Consider the following 13,693-nt stretch of genomic DNA (forward strand, 5'->3'; position numbering starts at 1 on the left):
CAGCCCCCGTTGGAGCACCCCTTTAATTTCAGCGCGAAATTACAAAAATTTAATGATCTTCCAAATTAATAAGACTTGTTATCGGTATCAATGTAATAATAGTTGATATCGTCTTTGGTAACTTCGAACATTTTTCCCAGTTTCCAACTGTAATTCCTTTTTATATCGGAATATTCGAAAGGAATAATGATATTATTGTTGACATCAATGACACCAAATTTATCTTTGTGAGAAGCCACAATCATCGGATTGAGAAGATCATCGCTCTCCAAGATATGTAAATATTGATATTTCGGATAAATTCTAAACTGTGAATGATCAGATGGGTTGCTAAATTTTGAATCTTCAATTACTCCGTACAAACCGTTTAAAATATAGGCGTGGAAAAGCTGCTTTGTAAACGCTGTCTGACATCTTCCTAAATCTTCATTTCTGTATTGATAGACTTTCCGACCGGTTTGATCGATCCTGTAAGAAATATTGTTTTTTTCAACGGTAGCATATTTTGACGTACCAAATTTTTTAGCTTTAGGATTAGTAGAATTTAAAAGATTACAGTCTTCAGCAAAAAACATGGCAATATGATATTCCGGTGTGATGATGAATTTGCCTTTCTGGTTCACATATCCGTAGCTATCGTTCTTTTTTTGAGGAATCAGCAGCGGAACATTTTCTTTAAGAGCAATGAGATTACTTTCAGGAGCCTTAATTGTAGGATGTTTTGTTTTATTATTCTTTAAACTTTTAGACTGCGAAAACAGACTTAGAGACAAAAGGATAAAAATAACATCAAAAACTTTCTTCATAACCGGTTGTGTTCAAAATATCTGCCAAAAATAGAAAATATAAAATTCATATTTATATAGAATCTAAATAATTTAATCTTGAAAAAATGTTAAAAATTCGTATTTTTGGACACATTTTTAAATGAATGATAATTTCGAAACGGCTTAAAGACATCTTTTGTTCTCTATTGGCTCAAAATGATGATAAATCGTTTTCTATAAGAGAGTTCTTGTGACAGAAACAGACCATTCTGTATGCCACTTACTTATTCAGCAGAAATCCTTATTTTCTCACTTTAGGGACTGAATGTAACTTATATATTTAAAAATGATGCAGATTATAATAAATAGGTCAAATCAGATCACGATTAAAATCTGCAATTAACTTAGAAAAAAAAGAACTTCTATTTATGAATATTTATCAGGATTACATCCAAGAGATTGAAGAAAGAAAAACTCAGGGTCTTCACCCGAAACCAATTGATGCTGCAGAACTTTTAAGCGCTATCATTACACAAATAAAGGATAAAAATAACGAATACAGAGCAGACTCTCTGAAATTTTTTATCTACAACACTTTACCGGGTACAACTCCCGCGGCAAGTGTGAAAGCTCAATTTTTAAAAGAAATCATTTTAGGTGAATCCGTATTAGAAGAAATATCTCCGGCTTTTGCATTTGAGTTATTATCTCACATGAAAGGCGGTCCTTCGATCGAGGTATTGTTGGATTTAGCTTTAGGTAATGATGCTAATATTGCTAAAGAAGCTGCAAACGTTCTAAAAACTCAGGTTTTCCTTTACGAAGCTGACACTGATCGTTTAAAAGAAGCATTCCACAACGGTAACGAAATCGCAAAAGAAATTATTGAAAGCTACGCACAGGCAGACTTCTTTACAAAACTTCCCGAAGCTCCGGAAGAAATTAAAGTGGTTACTTATATTGCTGGTGAAGGTGATATTTCTACCGATTTATTGTCTCCGGGAAATCAGGCGCACTCAAGATCAGACCGTGAACTTCATGGTTTATGCATGATGACTCCTGAAGCTCAGAAAGAAATTCAGGCTTTGCAGGCACAACATCCTGACAAAAGTGTCATGTTGATCGCTGAAAAAGGTACAATGGGTGTTGGATCATCCAGAATGTCTGGTGTAAACAACGTTGCACTTTGGACAGGTAAGCAGGCAAGCCCTTATATTCCATTCGTAAATATTGCTCCGATTGTAGCGGGAACAAACGGTATTTCTCCGATTTTCCTGACTACGGTTGATGTAACCGGTGGAATTGGCATCGACCTTCAGAACTGGGTGAAAAAGCTGGATGCAGAAGGTAATGTGATCCGTAACGAAAACAACGAACCTATTCTTGAGGAAGTTTATTCTGTAGCAACCGGAACTGTTCTTACGATTAATACAAAGACTAAAAAATTATACAACGGCGATCAGGAATTGAAAGATATTTCCAAATCATTTACGCCGCAAAAGATGGAATTCATCAAAGCGGGTGGTTCTTACGCTATCGTTTTTGGTAAAAAATTGCAGACTTGGGCTTCAGGGATTTTAGGAATTGAAATTCCTTTGGTTTACGCTCCATCAAAAGAAATTACAAAAGAAGGTGTTGGTCTTACGGCTGTTGAAAAAATATTTAATAAAAATGCTGTTGGTTTAGCTCCTGGAAAAGTTTTGCATGCTGGTTCAGATGTAAGAGTTGAGGTAAACATTGTTGGTTCACAAGATACAACCGGTTTGATGACTGCTCAGGAATTAGAATCTATGGCTGCGACGGTGATTTCTCCAATCGTTGATGGTGCGTACCAATCTGGATGTCACACTGCTTCGGTTTGGGATAAAAAAGCTCAGGCAAACATTCCTAGATTGATGAAATTCATGAATGATTTCGGTTTGATCACTGCAAGAGACCCGAAAGGCGAATATCACGCAATGACTGACGTTATTCACAAAGTACTAAATGATATTACGATTGACGAATGGGCAATCATCATTGGTGGAGATTCACACACAAGAATGTCAAAAGGTGTTGCTTTTGGAGCTGACTCAGGAACGGTAGCTTTGGCTTTAGCGACTGGTGAAGCATCAATGCCAATCCCGGAATCTGTGAAAGTGACTTTCAAAGGCGATATGAAACACCACATGGATTTCCGTGATGTGGTACACGCAACTCAATTACAAATGCTTCAGCAGTTTGGAGGAGAAAATGTTTTCCAGGGTAGAATTATTGAGGTTCACATCGGAACACTTCCTGCTGATCAGGCATTTACATTCACAGACTGGACTGCAGAAATGAAAGCAAAAGCGTCAATCTGTATTTCTGAAGACGATACTTTGATCGAATCATTGGAAATTGCAAAAGGCAGAATCCAAATCATGATCGACAAAGGAATGGATAATCACAATCAGGTTCTTCAGGGATTAATCAACAAAGCGAACAAGAGAATTACAGAGATCAAATCTGGTGAAAAACCGGCTTTAACTCCGGATTCAAATGCAAGTTATTATGCAGAAGTAGTTGTTGATCTAGACATGATTGTTGAGCCAATGATCGCTGACCCAGATGTAAACAACGAAGATGTTTCTAAAAGATATACGCACGACACGATCAGAGACCTTACTTATTATGGAGGTGACAAAAAAGTTGATCTTGGTTTCGTAGGATCATGTATGGTTCACAAAGGCGATTTAAAAATCGTTTCTCAAATGCTAAGAAATATCGAAAAAAGAGACGGTAAAGTTGAGTTCTTGGCACCACTTGTTGTTGCAGCTCCTACTTACAACATCATCGATGAGCTAAAAGCTGAAGGTGACTGGGAATTGTTAGAGAAATATTCAGGTTTTGAATTTGACGACAATGCTCCAAAAGGTGCAGCACGTGTTGAGTACAAAAACATGATGTATCTTGAGCGTCCGGGATGTAATCTTTGTATGGGTAACCAGGAAAAAGCTGAGAAAGGAGATACTGTTTTAGCAACTTCTACCAGACTTTTCCAGGGAAGAGTAGTTGAAGATTCTGAGCGCAAAAAAGGAGAATCTTTATTGGCATCAACTCCTGTTGTTGTGCTTTCAGCAATTATGGGTAGAATTCCTAATATTGCAGAGTACAAAGCAGCAGTTGAAGGTATTGACTTAACGACTTTTGTTCCATCTATCAAAGAATTGGTTACCGTTGGTCACTAATAGATTTTAAATTTAGTCGAAAGACTTTGTTATATATAAAATGGAAGATTTCTTGCGAAGTCTTCCATTTTTTTGTTTAGAACATTTCTATTTAAGCCGCAATCAAAATTATTTTGACTTAAATCAATAACTGAAATTTTATTTATTCATAACTTGATAGAAATAAAACATGCTCGTGATTCATTAGTATTATCCTTTATGTTGATTGAAGGAACAGAATTTGATGGAAATGAGTATGATCCGTTTTTATTAAATATAAATCGGATAATTTACTGGAATTAGAAAAAATAAATTAGATATGACTTTCGACATTGACATGATCAAAAAAGTGTACGAACGTTATCCTGAACGTATTGCAGCAGCAAGACAAATTACAGGAAAACCGTTGACGCTTTCAGAAAAAATTCTTTACACACACCTGTGGGAAGGAAACGCAACAAAAGAACATGAAAGAGGAAATTCTTATGTGGATTTCGCTCCGGACAGAGTGGCGATGCAGGATGCAACGGCTCAGATGGCTCTTTTACAATTTATGCAAGCCGGGAAACCTAAAGTTGCCGTGCCTTCAACCGCTCACGCAGATCACCTGATTCAGGCGAGAGTAGGCGCAGAATCAGATTTACAGGAAGGTATTAATAAGAACTCTGAGGTTTTCAACTTCTTGGGTTCTGTTTGTGATAAATACGGAATCGGTTTCTGGAAACCGGGAGCCGGAATTATCCACCAGGTTGTTTTAGAAAATTACGCATTCCCGGGAGGAATGATGATCGGAACTGACTCACATACTGTAAACGCAGGAGGATTAGGAATGGTTGCCATCGGAGTTGGTGGTGCAGATGCCGTTGATGTAATGGCAGGAATGGCCTGGGAATTGAAAATGCCTAAATTAATCGGTGTAAAATTGACCGGTAAAATGTCTGGCTGGACTTCCGCAAAAGATGTTATCCTGAAAGTAGCAGGAATTCTTACCGTGAAAGGCGGAACAGGCTGTATCGTAGAATATTTCGGAGAAGGAGCTCAGTCTCTTTCTGCAACCGGAAAAGGCACAATCTGTAATATGGGAGCTGAGGTTGGTGCTACCACTTCGACTTTCGGATATGACGATTCTATGAGAAGATATCTGGCTTCAACAGGAAGACAGGATGTGGTAGATGCTGCCGATCAAGTTGCTGAACATTTGACAGGTGATGCAGAAGTTTATGCAAATCCGGAACAATACTTTGATCAGGTTATTGAAATCAATTTATCTGAATTGGCTCCTCATTTGAACGGACCTTTTACACCAGATTTAGCAACTCCAGTATCAGAATTCAGAGAAAAAGCAGTCGCAAACGGATGGCCAATTGAAGTAGAATGGGCACTGATCGGTTCTTGTACCAACTCTTCGTATGAAGATTTATCAAGAGCTGCTTCTATTGTTGAAGATGCAGTTGCAAAAGGAGTAAAACCTAAAGCAATTTTAGGTATCAATCCAGGTTCAGAACAGGTAAAATTCACTGCAGAAAGAGACGGATTCTTAGATTCTTTCAGAAAATTTGAAAATGCAAGAATTTTCACCAACGCCTGCGGACCTTGTATCGGGCAGTGGGATAGAGAAGGCGCTGATAAAGGCGAAAAAAATTCAATCATTCACTCTTTCAACAGAAACTTTGCGAAAAGAGCAGATGGAAACCCGAATACTCACGCATTCGTAGCTTCACCGGAAATGGTGGCAGCGATTGCAATTTCAGGAAGATTAGATTTTAATCCAATTACCGATACTTTAACAGCTGAAAACGGCGAGCAGATAAAATTAAATGAACCAAGCGGCTCTGAGTTACCTTCAAGAGGTTTTGACGTTGGAGACAATGGTTATCAAGCGCCATCAGAAGATGGGTCAAATGTTGAAGTAAAAGTAAGTCCAACTTCTGACAGACTTCAGTTATTGGAAGAATTCCCTGCTTGGGATGGTAAAAATATTACGGGAGCGAGAGTTTTAATTAAAGCGTTCGGAAAATGTACGACTGACCACATTTCAATGGCCGGACCGTGGCTGAAATACAGAGGACATTTAGATAATATTTCAAATAACATGTTGATCGGAGCTGTAAATGCCTACAACATGGAAACCAACAAAGTGAAAAACCAGTTAGACGGCACTTATGGTGAAGTTCCTGCTGTACAGAGAGCTTACAAAGCTGCGGGAATTCCTTCTATTGTTGTGGGAGATCAGAACTATGGTGAAGGTTCTTCAAGAGAACACGCCGCGATGGAACCGAGACATCTTGGTGTAAAAGCGGTTCTTGTAAAATCGTTCGCAAGAATTCATGAGACCAATCTGAAAAAACAGGGAATGCTGGGATTGACTTTCGCTGATGAAGCAGATTATGATAAAATTCAGGAAGATGATGTGGTCAATTTCCTTGATTTGGATCAGTTTGCTCCGGGAAAACAACTGACTTTAGAATTCATTCACACAGACGGAACGAAAGACATTGTTTTGGCAAATCACACGTATAACGATCAGCAGATTGATTGGTTTAAAGCAGGTTCTGCCTTAAATTTGATTAAGCAACAGGAGAATTAATCATATAGTTTTATTAAGATAAAATTAAAAAGTTAATATCATTCCGTCCGATTTTTTCGGGCGGAATTTTTGTTTAAAATAATTATCTTTACGGCATAGACACAAGATATGCCGCTTTTCCAGAAAACGATCATCAACAAATATTTAAAGACTCAAAACACAAAAGAACTTCAGCAGAAATGGGAAGTTTTTCATCAGCATTTTCACAATCCTGTAATTCAGGAAAATATTAGAAATTCTAAAGAAGAACAGTATCAGGGAGAGTTTCTTATTGATCTTTTTGTGAATGTTTTAGGCTACATCAAAAACCCTGTGCCAGATTTTAATCTGACTACAGAATATAAAAACGTAAAAGACAGCAAAAAAGCTGACGGAGCTATTGTTATCAACAGTAAAGTAGCCGGGATCATTGAGCTGAAAGGAACTAATACAACAGATCTTTCTAAAATAGAAGACCAGGCTTTCGGATACAAAAACAATCAGAAAGACTGCAAATATGTGATCACTTCCAATTTTGAGAAACTCAGATTTTATATAGACAATGCCATCGAGCATTTAGAATTTAATCTTTTTGAGCTTACGCAGGAAGATTTTGAACTGCTCTATCTCTGCCTCGCTTTCCAGAATATTTCAGCAGATATTCCCGCGAAAATAAAGGAAGAGTCTCTCAGTCAGGAAGATGTGATTACTAAAAAGCTGTATAAAGACTATTCACTTTTCAAGCGCGAACTTTTTCAGAATCTGCTGGTGCTGAATCCTGAGATTGATCAGCTCGAGCTCTTTAAAAAATCTCAAAAACTGCTCGATCGTTTTCTATTCTTATTTTTCGGTGAAGACAGCGGTTTACTTCCACCCAACTCGGTGAGGATGATCCTTGAGCAATGGGACAAACTGCGTGATCTTGATGAATACGTTCCGCTTTACGACAGATTCAGGAAATATTTTACCTACCTGAATACCGGATTCAAAGGAAAACAATTTGATGTATTTGCCTACAACGGAGGATTATTTAAACCCGATGAAATTCTCGATACTATAAAAATTAACGATCAGATACTTTATACTCACACTTTAAAACTTGCAGAATACGATTTTGAAAGTGAAGTAGATGTGAATATTTTGGGTCACATTTTTGAAAATTCCCTTAACGAAATTGATGAAATTAAAGCTCAGCTTGCCGGCGAAGTCATTGATAAATCAAAAACCAAACGTAAGAAAGACGGCGTATTTTATACCCCGAAATACATTACAAAATACATTGTAGAAAATACCGTTGGGAAACTCTGCACAGAAAAGAAAGCTGAGATAAAAATTGTAGACGAAGAGTATTTTACGGATAAAAAACGACAGACAAAAACCAAAGAAGCACTTTTGCTGAAACTCAAAACGTACAGAGACTGGCTTCTTCAAATAACCATCATTGATCCTGCCTGTGGAAGCGGTGCTTTTCTGAATGAAGCCCTGAATTTCCTGATGGCAGAACACCAATATCTTGATGAGCTGGAAACCAAACTTCTGGGCGGCGGTTTTGTTTTCCCGAATATTGAAAACAGCATTCTGGAAAACAATCTTTTTGGCGTAGATCTCAATGAAGAATCGGTAGAGATTGCCAAGCTTTCGCTGTGGTTGCGCACTGCCCAGCCTTACCGAAAACTCAATGACCTGAACAACAACATCAAATGCGGAAACTCTCTGATAGACAACCCTGCAATTGCAGGTGACAAAGCCTTCAACTGGGAACAGGAATTCCCGCAGGTTTTTGTGAAAGGTGGTTTTGATGTGGTGATTGGGAATCCGCCGTATGGAGCATATCTTAATGATTTCGAAAAATTATACTTAGAAAGTACTTTCAGTGTTTTTGAATATCAAGTAAATACTTATGTCTTATTTTACGAACAAGGGATTAAAATTCTGAAACAAAATGGTTTATTAGGTTTTATCACTCCTGCAACTTTCCTTTCTCAATTTTATTTCAGAAAACTGCGAAATTTCCTCCAACAATTTTGCTTATTGTCCATCGCAAAATATTCTTACGAGGTATTTAATGACGCTGATATAGGAGATGCTGTTTCATGGATTATGAAAAAATCTTCAGAAAACATAAAAGTAGAAATATCTAACTTTAAAAATCTACATGAAGCTGTGGAAGCAAAAATAGATTTATTTGAAATCAACGATATCATAAATGAAGACAAAACATATAATATTAATTCAGGTTTACTTAATTTCAGTAAGTTTAAAAACGCAGAATTTGTTGATTTATCACAAATAGCGAACATAATTGTAGGTATTAAACCATATCAAAAAGGCAAAGGCAAACCTATGCAATCTGAAAGCGATGTGATAAATAAAAATTTTACAGCAATTTACCAAGTCGATGAATCATATATTCCCTGTATAATTGGAAAAGACTTCCACAGATATAAATTTTTAAGTGAACCAGAAATGTATTTAAGTTATGGTGTTTGGCTGGCAGAACCAAGACAATCAGCGCCATTTTTTGAGGAAAAGATTATCATTAGACAAACAGCTGATTCTCTCATATGTAACTTAGACTTAAATAAAAGAATAAATCTAAATAATGTTTATAATGTTGGACTGCTTAATAAAGATTTTGATCTTAGATATTTATTATCACTATTAAATAGCAAAATTTTGAATTTATACTATCAAAATATTTCTCAAGAAAAAGGAAGACTATTTGCTGAAGTAAAAAAAACTTATTTAAGTCAATTACCTATCAAAAAAACTCCTTTAGAATCCCAGCAACCTTTCATCGCAAAAGCCGACCAAATGCTTTCCCTCAATAAAGAATTGCAGGAAGTCAACGGGAAATTCCAACGAAATGTAAAACGTGAGTTTTCACTTGAAAAACTCAGCAAAAAACTGGAAGGCTGGTACAAATTACCGTTTTCAGATTACCTTACAGAACTTAAAAAACTAAAAGTGGAACTTACGCTTTCCCAAAAAGCAGAACTCGAAGATTATTTCATTAAAGAACAGCAAATAGCAACCGCCCTGCAATCTGAAATCACAAAAACCGATGCCGAAATCGATCAAATGGTGTATGAACTCTATGGTTTGACAGAAGAGGAAATCCGTATTGTAGAAAAGGATTAGTGAAACAGATTAGAAAATATAAAGATTGAACAAATTGCTTTCGTGAAAGGTGTACAATATTCACTGCAACTCATCAATTTCTCTATATTTTTTATGTAAGTTTCATAGTTTCAAACAAAGAAATTCTTTAGACTGATCTTGTAAAAAGTTATAACTAACAACTATGATAAATTATTCCAGCTCACCAAAAAGGGTGTTAAGAGATTCAGAATAAGTAGGATGTGAAAACATAAAATTCTCCAGGTCTTTGGCAGGAATATTACCTTTCATCGCCATTTGAATCACAGTTGCGATTTCTCCGCCTTCGCTGCCGATGATGGCGGCACCTAGAATTTGTCCGGTCTTTTTATCTACAATTGCTTTCCATAATCCTTGAACTGTGGCAGATTCTATTCCTCTTGTGATTCGCTTTCCGGGAATTTTTACTACTGAAAAATTCAGTTCTTTTTCTTTGGCCTGCTTTTCAGAAAGACCAATTCTACCAACCTGCGGATCCGTAAACATCGTGTAAGGAATAACTCTGTCTTCAATAGAAATATTTTTTTTGTCTAAAATATTTTCCGAAACTACCACGTAATCATTATAAGCAACATGTGTAAACTGAGGCCCACCTTTGATATCGCCCAATGCATAAACGCCATCAATATTTGTTTCTAATGCTTCAGTCACCGTAATATAGCCTTTCTGATCGGTCATGATACCCGCTTTGTCGAGATCTAAGCTGTCGGCATTTGATTTTCTTCCGGTTACGACAAGAAGATGAGTTCCTTTTATTTTTTCTTTTTCATTGTTTTTGGTAATCGTTACCGTGATTTCGCCTTTGCTTTCCTCTACTTTGTCGACATTGGTATTAAGGTAGAATTTTAACCCTTCATCTTCTAATATCTTCTGCAGATCTTCTGCGACATCAGCATCTTCATTAGCCATGATTTGCCCCTGCTTTTCCACAATAATCACTTCACTTCCGAAACGACTGTACATCTGCCCTAGCTCCAGACCAATATAACCGCTTCCAACGACGATCAATTTTTTGGGAATTTCTTTCAGCTCCAGTATTCCGGTAGAATTATACCATTTCACAGTTTCCAAACCATTGATTTCCGGAGTTGCAGGTCTGCACCCCGCATTAATAAAAATACACGGTGCTGTAAATTCCAAGGTTTTCTGGTCTCCCTGATCAACAGAAATGGTTTTTTCTCCGCTGAAAGATGCTGTTCCGAATACCACTTCCAGATTTTCTGCTTCACATAAATTTTTCTTTAAACCTTTTTTCGATGCCTTTACAATCACCTCCTTTCTTTCCTGAGTGTTTGTGAAGTTCATTTTTACATCTGATACAGAAATTCCGTGCTTATCGGAAGTTTTTATAGTATGCATTATTTTAGCGGACGCAATCAATGTTTTACTCGGTGTACATCCCACGTTGACGCAGACACCACCCAACATTTCTTCAGATTTTTCTATTAAAACTGTTTTCCAGCCTGCCGCAGCTAATTTTATGGCAAGCGGATTTCCTGCCTGTCCGGAACCGATGATGATCGCATCTTTTTTTATCATTATTCTGATATTTTATTTAGTGAAAAGGAATTCATTCAACGTTTCAATTACCATTCCTTTATGCCTCAATTGCTAAAAGATATGAAAGTTTATTTAAATCATAAAATAGTTGTAACTAAATAAATATTTTATCCTGCTGTTTTCTTAACCGTTTTCTCCTCTTCTGTGTAACAAAATCAATCTTTATGCGTCTAACAGATTAAAGTAAATCCCATAATGAAGAAAATCCTACTTTCTCTTTCTGTATTGCTGTCGGCGATGGTAATAGCACAACAAACGAATGAAACTACAAATTCTAAAATTAAAGAAAAGGAAATTGAAGGTGTGGTGATGACGAAAACCAAAAAAGCCGTTGAGCAAAAAGCCGATCGTACAATTTTTGATTTTTCGGAGCAGGCTCACCTCAACAACGGTAATGTTCTGGAAGGCATTAAAAAACTTCCGGGTCTTGTCGCCACAGATATTGCAGGGATGATGTATCAGGGAAAAATACTTGATGTCTATCTCAATGGGAGGCCTTTAAATATCAGCAGCAATGAGCTTAATTCTTTTCTGGAAGGAATGCCTGCCAATTCTGTTGAGAAAATAGAAGTGATTACTCAGCCAGGCGCAGAATTTCCTGCTACTTCCGGCGGTGCGATCATGAATATTATCACCAATAAGAATGCGAATAAATATTTGACCGCAACCTACTCCGGAAACTATAATTTTTCTAATGAAGACAAACTGAGAAGCCGTACAAGCAACTCTTTAAACTTAAATGCGAGAAACAAACTCTTTGGCTGGCAATTGAGCGTGGGGCAAAATTACAGAGAAAGTAATCTCAATTCTAACCAAGATAATCTGATGTTTGCCAACACCGACAGAATCGGGCGAGGTTATTTTGCCAAATCCGGACTTACTTTTGATCTTGGCGAAGACCGATTACTTTTGAATTATGACATTTACCATAACAAGAATGATAATTACACTTCCAGCAATGGTTTGGCCGATATTTTAACAAAAAAAAATCCTGACGTTTATAGAGAAGTGAGATTTAATGCTCTTGATGCCGCAGATACCAACAATCTTAGACAGGAAGGCGTACTGACTTACCAGAAAAGGTTTGCAGATGATAAATCTAAAAAGCTTGATTTCCAGTTTGGATATACAAAATCTGACAGTAAATTCGGACAGGATAATATCTTCAGAACCGGCTTCTTTACAGACAGCAATCTTGGTGAACCTTATGACTTCAGCGCCGGTAGTGTTTTGGAAAACAGTTCAGATATGAGAATCGCCAACTTTAAAGTAGACTATTCTCAACCTTTAAAAATTCTTGATGAAGGCAAAGTGAGTTTTGGAGGTTTATATGAAAAGCAAAATTTTGATACTGAAAGTAAAGGCCTAACCAATCTTGAATATCAAAGACAAACCGCTTCCACTTATCTTGAGTTTCAGGCAAAACTGAAAAAATTTGATTTTATCGCGGGTGCAAGAGCTGAAAACTACGATATTTCGGGAATTACCCGAAGAGATAGTTCCAACACAATTATTCAGGAAAATCTGATTCCTTTTAAAAAGTTTAAAATTTTCCCAAACGCAAGCGTACAATACAACGTGATGAAACAGGTTTACGCATTGGCGAACTATAATAAGAAGATCAATCTGCCCAGTATTTCTGCCCTAAACCCAAACAACAATACTTTTCAGGGTCCAAATACTCAGGTGACAGGAAATCCTTTTCTTCAACCGACGATTTTTGATAATTACGAAGTGAAAATTTCAGCATTTGATTATGCGTTTATTGGGTACAGCGTGAGTAATGCGAAAAATCAGGTGGCGCAGATCATCAGAAGAGAAGGCAAAAGCATCTTTAACGAACAGGTGAATATTTCTAATATGAAAATTCATAATTTTAATGTCGGACTTCCTATTCCGTTTATGATTTTTACAAAGCCATTGAGCGAGATCATGAAGTTTGATTTTAATCCTGACAAGATAAATTTCATGTATCTGTATGCAGGTTATCAGAAACATGATATTGATAATTTAAAGAACAACGGTTTCTGGATTTTTAATCTAATGACTCAGATTCTCCTTCCAAAAGATATTAAGCTAACAGCAAATTACAGTTATCTGACGCCGAGAGCAGGATATTTTTATTTCACTGCAGAAAAACCATTCAATAATTCTGTAGATATTACTTTAACCAAAAAATTTATGGATAACCGTTTGACGGTTTCTATTTTCGGAAACGATATTCTGAACGGTCAGGTAATGCAGATCAGAACCAATAACCCGACAGGTGGCGAAAGTCTTTTCATCAGAACAAAATATGACAGCCGAAATTTTGGTCTTTCAGTGAATTATAAAATTCCTACAAAGAATAAACTGGCCAAAGAAGATCAGAATATCCTTAATAATAAAAAAGAAGAAGCCGGTGGTGTTTTACAGCAAGGGCAATAGAATATGAGTAATGAGTGATAAGTTAT

The 13,693-nt window shown here is 36.7% G+C and carries 6 protein-coding genes; 4 read left to right on the forward strand and 2 right to left on the reverse strand.

The genetic code is table 11. The features are described 5' to 3' along the window. Nucleotides 1–65 precede the first annotated feature (65 nt). Nucleotides 66–806, reverse strand: coding sequence for a WG repeat-containing protein (locus PGH12_RS11645; protein WP_267596756.1), 741 nt, complete (start codon nucleotides 804–806; stop codon nucleotides 66–68). Nucleotides 807–1,195: 389 nt separating this feature from the next. Here PGH12_RS11645 and PGH12_RS11650 point away from each other — a divergent pair, with 389 nt between their 5' ends. The 3 genes from PGH12_RS11650 to PGH12_RS11660 all read left to right on the forward strand — a co-directional run bounded on the left by PGH12_RS11650 (nucleotide 1,196) and on the right by PGH12_RS11660 (nucleotide 9,662). After that, on the forward strand, nucleotides 1,196–3,976 hold the full coding sequence (locus tag PGH12_RS11650) for a bifunctional aconitate hydratase 2/2-methylisocitrate dehydratase (protein ID WP_267596755.1): 2,781 nt from the start codon (nucleotides 1,196–1,198) through the stop codon (nucleotides 3,974–3,976). A gap of 298 nt (nucleotides 3,977–4,274) precedes the next feature. Then, nucleotides 4,275–6,542: an aconitate hydratase gene (locus PGH12_RS11655; RefSeq protein ID WP_267596754.1), complete on the forward strand. Its 2,268-nt coding sequence runs from the start codon at nucleotides 4,275–4,277 to the stop codon at nucleotides 6,540–6,542. Between the two features lie 108 nt (nucleotides 6,543–6,650). Then, a complete protein-coding gene (locus PGH12_RS11660) occupies nucleotides 6,651–9,662 on the forward strand; it encodes an Eco57I restriction-modification methylase domain-containing protein (protein ID WP_267596753.1) in 3,012 nt (1,003 codons plus the stop codon). A 171-nt stretch (nucleotides 9,663–9,833) separates the two neighbouring features. On the opposite strand, the gene PGH12_RS11665 is transcribed toward PGH12_RS11660, so the two are convergent. Beyond that, nucleotides 9,834–11,219, reverse strand: a complete 1,386-nt coding sequence (locus PGH12_RS11665; protein WP_267596752.1) for a mercuric reductase — start codon at nucleotides 11,217–11,219, stop codon at nucleotides 9,834–9,836. Between the two features lie 216 nt (nucleotides 11,220–11,435). On the opposite strand from PGH12_RS11665, the gene PGH12_RS11670 reads away from it, so the two are divergent. After that, nucleotides 11,436–13,667, forward strand: coding sequence for an outer membrane beta-barrel protein (locus PGH12_RS11670; protein WP_267596751.1), 2,232 nt, complete (start codon nucleotides 11,436–11,438; stop codon nucleotides 13,665–13,667). The last annotated feature ends 26 nt before the right edge of the window (nucleotides 13,668–13,693 follow it).

It is taken from the genome of Chryseobacterium sp. CY350 (genome assembly GCF_027945075.1).
Lineage (GTDB): Bacteria > Bacteroidota > Bacteroidia > Flavobacteriales > Weeksellaceae > Chryseobacterium.